The organism is Mycolicibacterium sp. XJ870 (genome assembly GCF_053483975.1).
On sequence record NZ_JBEFTI010000002.1, the window covers coordinates 121,195 to 136,430 of the forward strand.

The 15,236-nt window shown below is 65.1% G+C and carries 17 protein-coding genes; 11 read left to right on the forward strand and 6 right to left on the reverse strand.

Annotation, left to right across the window (positions count from 1 at the left end):
- Positions 1-29 precede the first annotated feature (29 nt).
- On the reverse strand, positions 30-776 hold the full coding sequence (locus tag ABQF30_RS11935) for a DUF899 domain-containing protein (RefSeq protein ID WP_448463853.1): 747 nt from the start codon (positions 774-776) through the stop codon (positions 30-32).
- A gap of 37 nt (positions 777-813) precedes the next feature.
- Here ABQF30_RS11935 and ABQF30_RS11940 point away from each other — a divergent pair, with 37 nt between their 5' ends.
- Positions 814-1,899, forward strand: a complete 1,086-nt coding sequence (locus ABQF30_RS11940) for an ATP-dependent DNA ligase (RefSeq protein WP_448463855.1) — start codon at positions 814-816, stop codon at positions 1,897-1,899.
- On the opposite strand, the gene ABQF30_RS11945 is transcribed toward ABQF30_RS11940, so the two are convergent.
- Positions 1,862-2,500, reverse strand: a complete 639-nt coding sequence (locus ABQF30_RS11945) for a TetR/AcrR family transcriptional regulator (protein ID WP_448463857.1) — start codon at positions 2,498-2,500, stop codon at positions 1,862-1,864. The two genes, ABQF30_RS11940 and ABQF30_RS11945, sit on opposite strands and share 38 nt — an antisense overlap.
- Before the next feature lie 76 nt (positions 2,501-2,576).
- Here ABQF30_RS11945 and ABQF30_RS11950 point away from each other — a divergent pair, with 76 nt between their 5' ends.
- The 6 genes from ABQF30_RS11950 to ABQF30_RS11975 are packed head-to-tail and all read left to right on the forward strand — an operon-like array spanning position 2,577 to position 6,917.
- Positions 2,577-3,179 (forward strand): glyoxalase, encoded by a 603-nt coding sequence (locus tag ABQF30_RS11950; RefSeq protein ID WP_448463859.1) that lies wholly within the window; start codon positions 2,577-2,579, stop codon positions 3,177-3,179.
- On the forward strand, positions 3,176-3,583 hold the full coding sequence (locus ABQF30_RS11955) for a DUF1801 domain-containing protein (RefSeq protein WP_448463861.1): 408 nt from the start codon (positions 3,176-3,178) through the stop codon (positions 3,581-3,583). Before ABQF30_RS11950 ends, ABQF30_RS11955 begins: the two co-directional genes overlap by 4 nt.
- 38 nt (positions 3,584-3,621) lie before the next feature.
- The gene (locus ABQF30_RS11960; RefSeq protein ID WP_448464998.1) at positions 3,622-3,750 is read left to right on the forward strand and encodes a hypothetical protein; all 129 of its coding nucleotides are present in this window, start codon (positions 3,622-3,624) and stop codon (positions 3,748-3,750) included.
- Positions 3,751-3,763: 13 nt separating this feature from the next.
- Positions 3,764-4,645, forward strand: coding sequence for a tRNA glutamyl-Q(34) synthetase GluQRS (gluQRS, locus tag ABQF30_RS11965; protein WP_448463863.1), 882 nt, complete (start codon positions 3,764-3,766; stop codon positions 4,643-4,645).
- A 44-nt stretch (positions 4,646-4,689) separates the two neighbouring features.
- Positions 4,690-6,156 carry an ABC transporter permease subunit gene (locus ABQF30_RS11970; protein WP_448463865.1) on the forward strand — a complete coding sequence of 489 codons (1,467 nt, stop codon included), beginning with the start codon at positions 4,690-4,692 and terminating at the stop codon, positions 6,154-6,156.
- Positions 6,153-6,917 carry an amino acid ABC transporter ATP-binding protein gene (locus ABQF30_RS11975; protein WP_448463867.1) on the forward strand — a complete coding sequence of 255 codons (765 nt, stop codon included), beginning with the start codon at positions 6,153-6,155 and terminating at the stop codon, positions 6,915-6,917. The genes ABQF30_RS11970 and ABQF30_RS11975 overlap by 4 nt, the downstream gene beginning before the upstream one ends.
- Positions 6,918-6,922: 5 nt before the next feature.
- On the opposite strand, the gene ABQF30_RS11980 is transcribed toward ABQF30_RS11975, so the two are convergent.
- Both ABQF30_RS11980 and hpnE read right to left on the reverse strand, forming a co-directional pair.
- A complete protein-coding gene (locus ABQF30_RS11980) occupies positions 6,923-7,504 on the reverse strand; it encodes a TetR/AcrR family transcriptional regulator (protein WP_448463869.1) in 582 nt (193 codons plus the stop codon).
- Positions 7,501-8,859 (reverse strand): hydroxysqualene dehydroxylase HpnE, encoded by a 1,359-nt coding sequence (gene hpnE / locus ABQF30_RS11985; protein ID WP_448463870.1) that lies wholly within the window; start codon positions 8,857-8,859, stop codon positions 7,501-7,503. Before hpnE ends, ABQF30_RS11980 begins: the two co-directional genes overlap by 4 nt.
- A 128-nt stretch (positions 8,860-8,987) precedes the next feature.
- On the opposite strand from hpnE, the gene ABQF30_RS11990 reads away from it, so the two are divergent.
- Positions 8,988-10,175 (forward strand): MFS transporter, encoded by a 1,188-nt coding sequence (locus ABQF30_RS11990; protein ID WP_448463872.1) that lies wholly within the window; start codon positions 8,988-8,990, stop codon positions 10,173-10,175.
- Here the strand turns inward: ABQF30_RS11990 and ABQF30_RS11995 are convergent.
- Together ABQF30_RS11995 and tgt are read right to left on the reverse strand one after the other, a co-directional pair.
- Entirely contained in the window at positions 10,172-11,404 is a 1,233-nt protein-coding gene (locus ABQF30_RS11995) for a cytochrome P450 (RefSeq protein ID WP_448463874.1), read from the reverse strand. The genes ABQF30_RS11990 and ABQF30_RS11995 overlap by 4 nt on opposite strands.
- A gap of 99 nt (positions 11,405-11,503) precedes the next feature.
- Positions 11,504-12,718: a tRNA guanosine(34) transglycosylase Tgt gene (gene tgt, locus ABQF30_RS12000; protein ID WP_448463876.1), complete on the reverse strand. Its 1,215-nt coding sequence runs from the start codon at positions 12,716-12,718 to the stop codon at positions 11,504-11,506.
- Between the two features lie 68 nt (positions 12,719-12,786).
- Between tgt and ABQF30_RS12005 the strand changes: the two genes are divergently transcribed.
- The 3 genes from ABQF30_RS12005 to ABQF30_RS12015 all read left to right on the forward strand — a co-directional run bounded on the left by ABQF30_RS12005 (position 12,787) and on the right by ABQF30_RS12015 (position 15,235).
- A complete protein-coding gene (locus tag ABQF30_RS12005) occupies positions 12,787-13,230 on the forward strand; it encodes a lipoprotein LpqH (RefSeq protein WP_448463878.1) in 444 nt (147 codons plus the stop codon).
- A gap of 119 nt (positions 13,231-13,349) precedes the next feature.
- Positions 13,350-13,880: a lipoprotein LpqH gene (locus tag ABQF30_RS12010; protein ID WP_448463880.1), complete on the forward strand. Its 531-nt coding sequence runs from the start codon at positions 13,350-13,352 to the stop codon at positions 13,878-13,880.
- 77 nt (positions 13,881-13,957) lie between these two features.
- Positions 13,958-15,235 (forward strand): PE-PPE domain-containing protein, encoded by a 1,278-nt coding sequence (locus tag ABQF30_RS12015; RefSeq protein WP_448463882.1) that lies wholly within the window; start codon positions 13,958-13,960, stop codon positions 15,233-15,235.
- Position 15,236: the final 1 nt, after the last annotated feature.

Consider the following 15,236-nt stretch of genomic DNA (forward strand, 5'->3'; position numbering starts at 1 on the left):
CCGGGACGCGCGCCAGAACCACGCGCCGGCTATTCGTTGGTGCGCTCCGACACCACGTCGCCGTAGTTGTCGTGAAGCCGCCACCACTCATAGGGCGGACCTTGCGGCCGCCCTGGCGGCACATCCTGCCAATCCTCCTGCCGCCCGAGTGGCGTGATGTCGAGGAACGACCATGCCGGGCCAATCTCCTCGATGCCCCGTCCATTGAGGAAATACGTTTGGTAGACGCGATCGCCGTCGCGAATGAAGACGATGAGCCCGAACATCTCTTCGACACCGAAGTCCCGAGTGAATTCATCACCGACGAGGGAGTAGAACGGCATCTCCCACCCCATCCGCGCCTTGAGCGCCGTGATGCGCTCCTGCGGGGCAGCCGACACGAATACCAGGCTCGTGTCACGAGCGGCCAGGTGCGCCGGATGGACCACGGTGTCCGCGAAGAACGCGCAGCCGGAGCAGGACCCGTCCGGCCAGTTCTCGACATCGGGTGCATAGAAGAAGCGGTAAACGATCAGCTGACGCCGCCCGGCGAACAAGCCCAGCAAGTCCACCTCGCCGTCGGGGCCGACGAAGCGGTAGTCGCTGCGCACGGGCGTCATCGGCAGCCGCCGACGCTTTGCAGCGAGACCATCCCGCGCCTTCATCAACGCCTTCTCTTCGGTCAACAGGTCGTCGCGGGCGGCCTGCCATTCGTCGCGCGACACGATCTCCGGCAGCGCGATGTCCTTGTGCTCCATCGACGGTGACGGAATGCCGGGTCCTTCCTGTTTTGTCATAGATAGGGACTACCCACTATCCGGGGACAATGGGCCGATGGACCTTCCCGTCATGCCACCGGTATCGCCGATGCTGTCGAAACCGGTGAAATCGATCCCGGCAGGCATGTCGTATGAGCCGAAGTGGGACGGCTTCCGCACGATCTGTTTCCGCGACGGCGACGACGTCGAGTTCGGCAGCCGCAATGAACGACCGATGACGCGGTACTTCCCTGAACTGGTCGCCGCGGCCACGGCGGAACTGCCCGAGCGGTGCGTGATCGACGGTGAGATTGTCATCGCAACCGACCGCGGTCTGAATTTCGAGGCACTGCAATTGCGCCTGCATCCCGCGGCGAGCAGGGTAAACATGCTCGCCGAGCAAACTCCGGCGGCCTTCATCGCGTTCGACCTACTCGCGCTGGGCGACGAGGACTACGCGGGCCGACCGTTCAGCGAGCGCCGGGCTGCCCTTGTCGATGCGCTGGGATCGGGTCCGTCCATTCACGTCACCCCGGCGACCACCGATCCAAAGACCGCACAACGCTGGTTCGACGAGTTCGAAGGCGCCGGCCTCGACGGTGTGATCGCCAAGCCGCTCGACCTCGTCTATCAGCCGGACAAACGCGTCATGTTCAAGATCAAGCACGAACGGACCGCCGACTGCGTCGTCGCGGGATACCGCGTTCACAAATCAGCGGATGACGCGATCGGGTCGCTGCTGCTCGGGCTCTACACAGACGACGGCGAGCTGGCGTCCGTCGGCGTCATCGGCGCCTTCCCGATGGCCAAACGGCGCCAGCTGTTCGATGACCTGCAGCCGCTGGTGACCAGCTTCGAAAACCACCCCTGGAACTGGGCCGCTCAGGTGGCAGCCGATCCGGACATGGCGCGCAGATACGGCGGCGGGTCGCGGTGGAACGCCGGCAAGGACCTTTCCTTCGTTCCCTTAAAGCCCGAGCGGGTGGTCGAGGTCCGCTACGACCACATGGAGGGCAGGCGGTTTCGCCACACCGCCCAGTTCAACCGCTGGCGACCCGACCGTGATCCACAGTCCTGCACGTACGCCCAACTCGAGCAGCCGGTCACCTTCAAGCTCGGCGACATCATTCCGGGGCTGGGCCGGGGAGGAGACGATCGATGAGGGTCTCGGTGACCCAACCCTCGTATCGCTCCGGTGGCCACCCCCGGTCGACGACAAGTAGCCGATAGACCTCGGGGGACATCAGGGCGTAGATGACGTCGGCGGCATCGCGTTCCCGCAGGCCGGCGCGCAACGACCCGGCACGCGCCAGCGACCGCGCGAGCTGCCCTTGACCGGCGAAGCGCTGGCGGTTCAAGTCCTCGAGCAGGGTGGCGGCGTCGGCATCCGAACTCGCCGCCCCGACGAGGATGCGGTAGCTCGGCGCGGTCCTGGAATTCACGTCAGAAGCGACGGCGACGAAGCCCGCCAACTGATTCTTCGGGTCCGACTCGCCGACGGCATCGCGGACCGTCGAACGATCCGGTAGCGACACCGGCTCGTCGTCACCGGCGATCGACACATCGAGGATCGCCTTGAGGATTCCACGCTTCGAGGTGAAGAGCCTGTACACAGTGGCTGCCGGCACGTCCGATTGGGCGCTGATGGCCTCGATCGTCGTGCTCCCGTATCCGCGTTCGACGAAAAGGGTGCGGGCGGCCTCGATGACGGCGGCCCGCGCCAAGCGGGTTCTGGCCTGGCCGGGTCTGCTCGGCGATGACACTCACTGAGGCTACAACTCTCAAATTGAGAGTGCTACTCTCAAAACTATCAGGGCCCACGACGAAGGGAAGCAAGCCATGAGCCGCATCGAATACGTCACCGTCGAAACGCCCGACCCTGCCGAGGCCGACGCATTCCACAAAGCCGCATTCGGCCAGGACTTGCCGGTGCGCACCCGCGCGTCGGAGGCGCCGACGGAGGGATTCCGTGGACTCACGCTGTCGCTCGTGGTTGCCCAACCGTCCGCGGTCGACGCGCTCGTCGGCGCCGCTCTGGACGCCGGCGCCACCGAGTTGAAGCCAGCCAAGAAATCACTCTGGGGCTACGGCGGCGTCGTCCGCAGCCCCGACGGCACGATCTGGACGGTCGCGTCGTCGTCGAAGAAGGACCGCGGCGCGGCCACCCATCAGATCGATGAGTTCGTCCTGCAATTGGGTGTCGCCGACGTGGCCGCGAGCAAGCGGTTCTACGTCGAGCGGGGCCTCGAAGTGGCAAAGAGCTACGGCCGCAAGTACGTTCAGTTCGCCAGCGGACCCGTCACCCTGGCGCTGTTCGGTCACCGCAACCTGGCCAAGACCGCCGGTGTGTCACCGGACGGCACGGGATCGCACCGCATCGCCATCGGCAGCTCCGCCGGGACGTTCACCGACCCCGACGGATTCGCCTGGGAGGCCTCATGAGCGGGCCGAAGCTGCTCTCGGGCGGCAACCCTCAAATACCCAAGGGCGAGGGCAATGGCCCGGTGCGGGACTACATCGCGGCGATGCCCGGCTGGAAACGCGGTGTCGGACAACGCCTCGACGAACTCATCGTCGGCGTGGTCCCCGATGTGCACAAGGCGGTGAAATGGAACCAGCCGTTCTACGGAAACGAGGGCGACGGCTGGTTCCTGTCGTTCCGGTGTTACACGAACTACGTCCAGGTGGCGTTTCACAAGGGATCATCACTGAAACCGATGCCACCGAAGGCGTCCAAGCACGACGAGGTGCGCTACCTCGACATTCGCGAGGACGATGACCTCGACGAGGACCAACTCCGCTCCTGGATCACCCAGGCCGCCAAGCTGCCCGGTGAAAAGATGTGACGGGTTTATCGGTCGCCCGGACCGGGCACGCCACCCACATGTCTGTAACCGCATTTCAGGACCTGCCGCTCGCTGATCGTGACCGGGAGTGGGACGGCGACGCCGCCGACAAGCGTGTCCGGAAGTGGGCTGATGCGCAGGACGAACCCCCGTGGGAGCGCGATTAGCTAGATTGCGGGCGTGACCCTCGCCCCCGCCGGACGGTTTGCGCCGAGCCCGTCGGCCGATCTGCACATCGGCAACCTGCGCACGGCGATGCTGGCGTGGTTGTTCGCACGCTCGACCGGGCGCCGGTTCCTGCTGCGCGTCGAGGATCTCGACGACCGCACCTTCGCCGACGTCGGGACGCGCCAGATCGAGGATTTGGCGGCGATCGGATTGACCTGGGACGGTCCGGTGGAATGGCAGTCCGGGCATCGGGCCCGCTACGACGCCGTCATCGAGCAGTTGACCGCCGACGGGCTACTGTACGAATGTTATTGCAGCCGAAAGGATATCGCCCAGGCACCGCAGGCCCCGCACGCGCCGCAGGGCGCATACCCCGGAACCTGCCGGGATTTGTCCGATGCCGACCGCGAGGAACGCCGGGCCGAGACCGGTCGGCCGCCGGCATTGCGGCTGAGGACCGACACGTTCGTCTATACCGTCACCGATCTGGTGCACGGTTCCTACACCGGCATCGTCGACGACTTCGTGGTCCGCCGCGGCGACGGCGTGCCCGCCTACAACCTCGCGGTCGTGGTCGACGACGCAGATTCCGGCGTCGATCAGGTGGTGCGCGGCGATGACCTGTTGAGCTCGTCGCCGCGGCAGGCGTATCTGGCCCGCCTGCTGGGCTACGCGGAGCCGACGTACGCCCATGTACCGCTGGTCCTCAACGAGGACGGGGCCCGCCTGGCCAAGCGGGACGGCGCCGTGACGCTCGCCGAAATCGGCGTCGACCGCGCCTTCGAACAGATCAGTACGTCGCTGGGCTGGCCGTCCGCGACGATGGACGACTTGTCGGCGCAGTTCGATCCAGCACAACTGCCGCGCCACCCGTGGATATACATCCCGGACTGACCAGAACCGTTCTCCGACGGGCGAGACCTTGTTAGCGTCCGACGATGCGCCCTCTACGAAGATCCCTGCTCGGGATCCTGCTGATCGCGATGGTCGTGCTGTCGGCGTGCGGAGGCCCGGCGGAGACCACCGAAGACCCGATCAAGTCCGCCGGGGTGCTGCGGGTCGGTACGGAAGGTGTGTACGCACCGTTCAGCTACCACGACGCAAGCGGACAACTGGTTGGATACGACGTCGATGTGGCCCGCGCCGTCGGCGAAAAGATCGGCGTACGAGTCGAATTCGTCGAGACTCCATGGGATTCGATCTTCGCCGCGCTCGAGGCGAACCGGTTCGACGTGGTGGCCAACCAAGTCACGATCACGCCGGAACGGCAGACCAAATACGACCTGTCCCAGCCGTACACAGTCGGTGAGGGCGTTATCGTCACCCGCGCGGACGACGACTCCATCAGCTCACTGGCCGACCTGAAAGGCAAGGTCGCCGCGGAGAACGCCACCAGCAACTGGTCGGAGATCGCACGCAACGCCGGGGCCCGGGTGGAGGCCGTCGAAGGATTCACTCAGGCCATCACGCTGCTCAACCAGGGTCGCGTCGACGTGGTGGTCAACGACAGCATCGCGGTGTACGCATACCTGGCCGAAACCAACGACACGTCGGTAAAGATCTCCGGCACTGTCGGGGAGAAGAGCGAGCAGGGTTTCGCCGCCCGCAAGAACAGCGGCTATCTGCCCGAACTCGACCGGGCCCTCGAGGAACTTCGGCAGGACGGCACGCTGGCCGACATCTCGCAGCGCTACTTGAAGGCCAACGCGTCCGGTGCGCCTGAGCCTGCTGACGTGCAACCACGTTCCACGTGGCAGCTCATCGCCGACAACCTGTGGCCGCTGGCGAAAGCGGCTCTCACGATGACGATTCCGCTGACGATCATCAGCTTCGTCATCGGTCTGGTGATCGCGCTGGCAGTGGCGCTGGCCCGGCTGTCGCCGAGTGTGGTGCTCAGCAATATCGCCCGGTTCTACATCTCGATCATCCGCGGCACCCCGCTGCTGGTGCAGTTGTTCATCGTGTTCTTCGCGTTGCCGGAGTTCGGCGTGCGGATCGACCCGTTCCCCGCTGCGGTGATCGCGTTCAGTCTGAACGTCGGCGGCTACGCGGCAGAGATCATCCGGTCGGCGATTCAGAGCATCCCGAAGGGCCAGTGGGAGGCGGCCGAGACGATCGGCCTCAACTATGCGGGTGCGCTGCGCCGCATCATTCTGCCGCAGGCAGCACGGGTGGCAGTGCCGCCGTTGTCGAACACGTTGATCTCACTGGTCAAAGACACCTCGCTCGCCTCGACGATTCTGGTTACCGAACTGTTGCGGCAGGCCCAGATCGTCGCGGCACCGACATTCGAGTTCTTCGCCCTGTACGGGACGGCGGCGGTGTACTACTGGGTGATCTGCCTGGTGCTGTCGTTCGGACAGAGTCGCATCGAACGCCGACTGGAAAGGCACGTGGCGCGATGACCACTGCATCGGAAAACCGGATCGTTGCCGAAGACGTCCGAAAGGCATTCGGCGACAACAAAGTATTGAAAGGCGTGTCGTTCACCGTGCCGCAGGGTACGGCCACGACGGTCATCGGTCCGTCGGGGTCGGGAAAGACCACGCTGTTGCGTGCGTTGAATGCCCTCGACGCTCCGGATGCGGGTGTCATCCGAGTCGGTGAGGTCGAGATCGATTTCGCCAAACCCGTTGCCAAGGAACAGCTGCGCCGTTACCGGGCACAGAGCGGGTTCGTCTTCCAGAGTCACAACCTGTTTCCGCACAAGACCGTGCTGCAGAACGTCACCGAAGGCCCGCTGGTGGTGCAGAAACGCCCGCGCGACGAGGTCGAGGACGAAGCCAACGAACTCCTGTGCCAGGTGGGGCTGGCTGACAAGCGCGACCAATACCCGTATCAGCTTTCGGGCGGCCAGCAGCAACGTGTCGGCATCGCGCGGGCCCTGGCGCTCAAGCCGAAGGTGGTGCTGTTCGACGAACCCACCTCGGCGCTGGACCCTGAACTGGTCGGCGAGGTGCTCTCGGTCATCAGGGATCTCGCCGTCGAAGACTGGACCCTGGTGATCGTGACGCATGAAATCCAGTTCGCCAAGCAGGTTTCCGATCAGGTGCTGTTTCTCGACCAGGGAGTGATCCTGGAGAAGGGGCCGCCGGCCGCGGTGATCGGCGACCCGAAAGAGGACCGCACGAGGCAGTTTCTGCAGCGGATTCTCAACCCGTTGTAAAACTTTCACGTCTGTTCGGCGGGGATGGCTGCCGCCCAGGCCACCAGCGAACGCAGGTAGGACAACACGAGGTCATCAGGGTGACCGGCTGGGTCCTCGAGATGTATGCGGGCCATTTCCTCGATGGCGGACAACAGGATTCGTACAGTGGGCCCGTCGGGATCGACTGCCACACCGGCGGCCGCAGACAACGGCCGGGCCGCCACCTTTCTGGCGTAGGCGCGGCCCAGTTCGATGCGCTCACGTACCTCGGGCGGTGCGCCGTCAGGCGGGCGCAGGATGATGCGCCAACTCGTCGGCGCGGCGTGCAGATAGGCCAGGATTCCGCGGCCCATGCTGTCGGGATCCGTGTCCGGCTGGTCGACACTGCTCATCCCGGCGAAGGCGATGGCCGATTCCCGGTCGAGCAACGCGGTGGTGAGTCCGGCCAGATCGGTGAACTGTTGGTAGATCACAGTCCGGGTGACCTGTGCCCGGGTGGCGACGCGGTCGATGGACAGCTCGGTGAATCCGTCGGCCGCCACGATATCGCGGGCGACGTCGAGCAATTGGGCGCGGCGCTGCGGGCCGGACATCCGCTTGGTCATGGCGCTTGCCCGATAAGCAGATCCACCGCCTTCGCGGCGCTTTGGACCGCACTTTCCATGGTGGCCGACCAATCGGTGGCGGTCCAGTCACCGGCGAGCACCAGTGACGGCACCGACGTGCGCTGCGGTGGGCGCAGCGCATCGGTGCCCACCACTTGCGAGAACGTAGCCTTCGGCATCTTAACGACCTGCGCCTCAAGCACTTTCGCATCGTGCGCGTTGGGATAATAGCGACGTAGCAACGCCATCTGCTCGTCGACGATGTCTTCGTTGGACTTATGGATCTGTTCGTAGGCGCCGCTGGTGGTCAGGCAGTACAGCCACGCCTTGTCGGTGCGGCGGCCGTGCATGATCTGGCGATCGAAGACCTCGTCGATGACCCCCGTGCCGCCGATCAGCCCTTCGAACGCCGACTCGGTGCCCAATGGCCGGTCCAGGTAGAGGTTGGTGCTGACGATCGGGGTGTAGCCGAGCTTGTCTGCAGCGGCATAGATTTCGGGATGTTCGGGCAGATCGTCCAACAGCCCGGCGATGTTCGAGTTCGGCACGGCGCAGACGACGGCGTCTCCCGGAATCTCAGTCCCATCCGCGAGCAGCACGCCTGCGACAGCACCGTTCTCGATCCGGATCCGGCGTGCGACGCTGCGGTACCGGACATCGACGCCGCGTTCCTCGAAGACTTTCACTGCGCCGGTGATGTAGAGGGTGTCGAGGTCGACGGTCGGATAGCCGATGGTGACCGGGACACGGTGCTTTATGCCGAGCCGGATTCCGGTACCCAGCACGTTGGCGAAGACCTTCGCCGATTCCCGCGACACTGGTTCGGCCGCGATGCCCAGAGCAAGCCAGTCCCACAACGCTTCTCGCGCAAGCGCGGGCATACCCACCCGCTCGAACCACTGCTCGGTGGTCAGGTCGGCGAGATCGTCCGGTTGCCTCAGCGCCTGCCAGCCCAGTCGCATGGTGGCACGCGCTGCCCGCAGGCGGTCGCCCCACCCCGCGTCGGGGTGCACGCCGAACAGGGTGCGGATCGCCCCGGCACCGGTAGTCTGCATGGTGACCTTCCGTCCGTCCTGCCAGCGCAGAGTCGAGGACTTCGGAAAGGCGATGTGTTGTCGGGTACCGACACTCGTCAGGTAGCGGTACAGGTGTTGATAGCCGCTGGCGATCACGTGCTGACCATTGTCCGGTATGTCGTCGACGGCATCGGCGTGCATCGCGTGCGTGCGGCCCCCGAGACTGCCGCGCCGCTCGAGCAGAGTGACCTGCTTGCCGGCCTCGGCCAACCACACCGCCGAGGCAAGTCCGGCCAGCCCACCGCCGATCACCACGAACCGTCTCGGATCTGTGGCCATGTCCATTGCTCCGCCCCCCGCCTAAATTACAAATTGTAAGTTAGGTTGGCTCCGTCACCCAGTCAACCCCACTGCATAGTCCGATTCCCGCCAGCGTTGGTACTCGGTGCGCCCATAGCGTCGCGAGCATGAAAACCGCAGCGGACACGCGCGTCACAGTCCTGCACCGAACCACCGTGTGGTTCATGGCATTCGCCGCCGCGCTCGGTACCGCGACCATCTATCCTTTGCAGCCTGCGATCGCGGAAGTCGCTGCAGCCCTTGATGCTTCCATTGCTCAGGTTGGTATCGCACTGGCCCTGGGGCCACTCGGCTACCTGTTCGGGCTTGCGGTGCTTGTGCCGCTCGTCGATCGCTTTCCGCCCAGGTACGTCCTGGCTACTCAATTCGGTGTGCTCGCGATTGCTTTGGCAGCCAATGCCGCAGCGAACACGCTGTGGCTGCTGGGCCTGGCCATCGGGGTGATCGGCGCCGGTTCGACAGTCGGGGCGCAATTGAGTTCGGCTGCTGGGCGGTTCTCAGCCGTGTCCCGGCGAGCCACCGTGCTCGGGACAGTGACTGCCGGGATCTCGGCGGGCATCATCGGTGGACGGGTCATCGGTGGGTGGCTTACCGAGGTGTTCGGTTGGCGCGGAACCGTTCTCATCTTCTCGCTGGCCTGCGCCGTGGTCGCATTCGGCGCGCTCAGCGTCTTGCCATCAGAGAGAGGCAGCGTCACGACGAGCTATCTGGCGACGCTGCATGGTCTGCCGGGCCTGTACGTGCGGTTCCCGGCGCTGCGGGTCGCGGCAGGACGCGGCGCGTTGTGGTTCTTCGCATTCTGTGCGGTGTGGTCGGGGATTGCGGTCGCCCTGGCTCAGCCGCCGTTCTCGTACTCACCCGAACGGATCGGCCTGTTCGCGGCGGCCGGACTTCTCGGCATCGTGGCGACCCGAGTCGCGGGCGTCTGGACGGACCGTGTGGGTGCGCGCAGGGTCATCCTGGTGGGCCTGACCATCGCTGCCCTGTCCACGGCGATCCTGGCGTCGTGCTTGTCGAACACCGCCATCACACTCATGTGCCTCGCACTTTTCGATGCGGGCTTGTTTGCGGCGCAGGTAGCAAATCAAAGCACAGTGTTGGCAATCGAACCCACCGCGCCCGCCCGCTTCAACAGTGCTTACATGGTGGTGTATTTCATCGGCGGCAGCCTGGGGACCGCGTTCGGAGCGGCCGCCGTGGGCTGGATGGGCTGGCCGGCGACCGCAGCCATCGCTGCTGCCTCGATTGCGCTCGCGCTGGTGCTGTCCCTCAGATACCCGACCAGCGCGTCCTAGAGCGCGACGGACAGCGTCGACATGCCGCGCAACGTTACGTTCCGCTTGTACTCCGGTTCACCGGCCAGCCGGGCCTGCGGGAAGCGTCTGGTCACGGCAGACAGCGCGACCGCCGCCTCCAACCGGGCCAACGGTGCGCCGAGACAGAAGTGCGAGCCCTTGCCGAAGCCGAGATGCCGAATGGTCTGGCGATCCGGGTCGAACTCGTCGGCCCGGTCCACGGCGGCGGGGTCGCGGTGCGCGGCGGCCAGCAACAACAATATGGTGTCGCCCTTGACGATGGTGCGATCGCCAATTGTCATGTCGTCACCGGCAAATCGCGACACCATTTGCACGGGAGGGTCGAAGCGCATGGTCTCCTCGACCACCGCGGAGGCCGGCACGGAGCCCATACCGAGCGCCGCCCACTGGGCCGGCTGACGCAGCATCGCCAGGATCGCGTTGGCGATCAGATTCACCGTCGTCTCATGGCCGGCGATGAGCAGCAGATTGCAGGTGGCGATGATCTCGTCCTCGGTGAGCTGATCGCCGGACTCCTCAACCGCGATCAACCCCGACATCAGGTCTTCGCCCGGTGCCCGCCGGCGCTGTTCGATGAGCTCGCGCAGATAGTCGCGCAGCCACATCCCGGCCTTCATCTGTTCGTCGAAGAGGTCTGAGCTCTCGCCGGTCAGCGTCAGGAACGGATCAAGCGCGGCGGCCAACAACTCCGAGGCGTGGCTGAACTTGGGCACGTCTTCGATCGGGACCCCGAGCAGCCGGCAGATCACCGCCACCGGCAGCGGGTAGGCCAGGTCGGTGATGACGTCGAAGGTGCCCTTCTGCTCGACGGCGTCCAGCAGCTCGTCCACCAGCGCGGTGATATCCGGCTCGAGCGCGTTGATCACCTTGGGCACAAAGGCTTTGCTGACCAGCCTGCGCAGCCGGGTGTGGTCGGGCGGATCGAGAAACAGGAAGCTGGAGGTGCTCTCTGGCCGGGGTTCGGTCTCGGCACTCAACTGCCGTTGCGCGATGGTCGCTTTCATCCGGTCACTGCTCGATGACGGATGCCGCAACACCTCGTCGCATTGAGCGAACGACGAGTACACCACCAGATTGGCCTCGGGCATGTGCAGCGGACCGCATTCGCGGATCCGGTTGTACGACGGATACGGGTCGGCCCGGTTGGCCGGGTCCAGCAGCTGCAGCAACAGGGCCTGCGGGGCCTCACCTTCTGCGACGGTCGTCATCCTCTTATTGTGCACACGTTGAAGAACAAGGCAGGTCAGTGCCGTCTCTTCTTCGCGCAAGCGCTCATCAGCGCTGCCTCTTCTTCGCGCAAGCGCTCATCAGCCTACGGGCGCCCCGTAGTACCGGCCCAACACATGCGCGCGCAGTTCGTCGAATTCACCCGCGACGATGGCAGCGCGGATCTGGTCGACGAGCCGGATCACGAACCGTTCGTTGTGGATCGTGCACAGGGTCGCCGAGAGCATCTCCTTGGCCTTGAACAGATGCCGGATGTAGGCGCGGGAGTAATTGGCACAGGTGTAGCAATCACATTCGGCATCGATCGGGGTGAAGTCGCGTTTGTACCGCGCTCCGGTGATGTTGAACCGCCCGGTCGCCGAGTACACGGCGGCATTGCGGGCCACGCGCGAGGGCGACACGCAGTCGAAGGTGTCAGCGCCTGCGGCCACCGCGTCGAACAGATCGTCGGGCTCACTGATCCCCAGCAGGTGCCGGGGCTTGTCGGCGGGCAACTCACTGCTGACCCAGCCGACGATGGTGGCGAGGTTCTGCTTCTCCAGTGCCCCGCCGATGCCGTACCCGTCGAAGCTCAGCCCGGCCAGACCGCGTGCGGCCTGACGACGCAGATCCTCGTACTGGGCGCCCTGCACCACGCCGAACAGTGCCTGCCGGGGTCGCTCCGGTGTCTGGGCCTGCAACCGCTGATGTTCGGCAACGCACCGCACCGCCCACTCGTGGGTACGCTGCACCGAACGTTCTTGGTAGCTACGGGTATTGACGAGCGTGGTCAGTTCATCGAACGCGAAGATGATGTCCGCGCCGAGCTGATGCTGGATGCCGATCGACACCTCGGGTGTGAACCGGTGGGTGGAACCGTCGAGGTGTGACCGGAATGTCACCCCGTCGTCGTCGACCACGGCCAGGCGTTCTTTGCCCTTGGCGATGATGTCGTCTGTCTGCAGCCGCGCGGTGTCCATCGCGAGGACCTTCTTGAACCCCACACCCAGCGACATCACCTGGAACCCGCCACTGTCGGTGTAGGTGGGCCCCGGCCAGTTCATGAACGCGCCGAGCCCGCCGGCCTCTTCCACGATGTCCGGGCCCGGCTGCAGGTACAGGTGATACGCGTTGGCCAGTACAGCCTGGGCGCCAAGCTGTTTCATGGTTTCCGGCAATACCGACTTGACGGTGGCCGCGGTGCCGACGGCGATGAACGCAGGGGTGTGGATGTCGCCGTGCGGAGTATGGATGGTGCCGACCCGTCCGTGCCGGCCGGCCAACTCGGCCTCCACGGTGAAATACGGCTGATCCACAGCTGGTATTCAACACCGATGGGCGCCCGATTTCCGTCAGGGGGGCAGACACGACCATACTGCTGCTCGTGAAGCACCGATTCGCCGCCGCCGCCGGGTGCGTGGCAATACTGGCCGCAGTTGTCGGATGTTCGTCGCAAGGATCCGATTCGTCGGACGCCTCGCAGAGCGGTCAAGGCAAGGTGACGTTCGGTAGCAACGACGCCGGGCCCGTCACCGGCGTCGCCTGCGAGACGAAGGAAGGCTTCACCACGATCAACATCGAGGGCAGCCTGCACGCCACGGTGATCGTCACCGACGGTGAGTCGCCGGTGGTCGACTCGGTGAGTATCGGCGAGGTCGGCTCCGACAAGCCGTCGCTGACCTACATCGACGGGCTGTCCAGCTCACCCGTGGTGGCCTCGCGCGACGCCAAGAACTACACCGTCACCGGCACGGGCATGGGCACCGACGCAGCCAATCCGGGTATGCCGGTGGACATGCCGTTCGACATCGCGGTCACCTGTCCCTGAAAACCGGGCAGCCTCGCAAGCAATTCGCCAAATCGCGTACCGGCGAAAACAGCAAACCCCATACTTCTCCGTGACGACCCGCCGATCATGACGGGCCGCGCAACGGTGAGGAGAACTTGGTGAAGCGTGGGTTCCTGGTAGCTGTCGGCGGCGCTGCGATCGTCATCGCCGGCCTGTCCGGCTGTTCGTCGGATGAGAAGACAGATGCGGCAAGCGACGCATCGGCAACCGAGACGGTATCCCCAACTGCCTCAGCATCCCCGCCGGCCTCGGTCGAGGCGGGCGATGCCACGGCAACCACCGGAACGGGCACCGCCCGCGTCGTCATCGACGGCAAGGAAACACCAGTGCAAGGCAGCGTGGTGTGCGCAACCGTTGCGGGCAATGTCTCGGTGACGGTCGGTCAGGGCACGTCGGCGGTAAGCGCCACCTTGTCCGAGGGCGACCAGCCAACGGTCAGTGCAGTCGCACTCGGCAATATCGACGGAGTTTCCCTCGGCTTCACCCCGGGCGTGCCCGGCGGCAATGCCGAAGCCACCAAGGACGGCAACAAGTACACGATCAAGGGCAACGCCACCGGTGCGGACATGGCCAATCCGATGGCGGGCGCCATCACCAAGCCATTTGAGCTCGAGGTCTCCTGCCCGTAGTTTCCAAGCGGTCGAATGTGGGCCGGGACATCCCGGCCCACATCCCGTTTCTATTCAGTGAAACCGAGGAGCACGCGGTGGCAAGACATCTCAAACCCCGGCGCCAGTCCGCCGTCATGGTGGCCGGAGCCGCCGCAGGAATCACCACCGCACTGGCGTTCGGGCATGCCACCAATGCCACTGCCGCCACAATCCCGACAAACGACATCGTCATCGGTGTCGGCGGGGCGGGCGATACCACCGGTGCTCGGATTCCGGCCAAGTTCCAGGGCCAGTTGGTCGCCAACAATCACCCGTACGCCCCGGTGCCCTACCCCGCCCTTCTCCCGGTTGACCCGAGCGTGGAGGAAGGCGTTCCCGTCCTGCGCGACGTCGTCAACGGTGCTGTCGAAGACGACAAGATCGTGCTCATCGTCGGGTACTCGCAAGGCTCACTGGTTGCAGAGACGTACAAGCGCAGCCTGGTCGAGGCCGGCAGCCCGAACGTCGACAAGATCCAGTTTCTGTTCCTCGCCTCACCGTTCGTCCCCAATGGCGGTATCTACTCGCGCTTCCCCAATATGGCGATTCCCGGGTTCGTCAGCACAGGCACCGCAACGCCGTCGCCGTATGACGAGCTCTTCGTGACGCTGGAGTACGACCTGGTCGGCGACTTCCCCGCCTATGCCAATCCACTGTCGTTGGCCAACGCGGTCGTCGGCTTCCGTTACGTGCACGGCGATCAGGGCCCGGACAACGTCAACCTGGAAACCGACGGGCAATCCGTACTGATCACCGAAAGAACCGACGAGGGCGGCCAAGACACCTACGTCCTGATCCGCGCCGAACACCTTCCGCTGCTGCAACCGGTGCGTGACGTATCCGCGGCCTTCCAGACGACGGCATTCACCGAACCCATCCTGGTGGCCGTCGAGCCGACGTTGCGTCTGGCGGTCGACATGGGCTACACCGACCGCGACTATCAGGATGCCGACAAGCCGACCAGGTTCTCTCTGTTCACCCCGCCCGAACGGATCGCCGAGACCCTCGCTGCGCTGCCCGACGCGATCGAGGAAGGCGCCGACAACTTCGTCAACGAATTGCCGTCTGCGCCTTCACCATCGGTGGACAAGCCCACTGAGCCGCAGCAACAAGAGCCGGAGAAGCAGGAGTCGCCGGTGAAGCAGGACGAGCCGCAGCCGGAGAAGCCCAAGGCCAAGAAGCCGCACATCCGGAAACCCGACGATCGGTCCAACCCGCTGAAGAACGCGGTGTCCCGTACCCTGAAGAACCTCAAGCCCAAGCCCCACCAGGAAAAGGATCAGGACAAGCCCGACGCGCCCGCCAAGAAACAGGCCAAGAACGACGCGGCGTGAT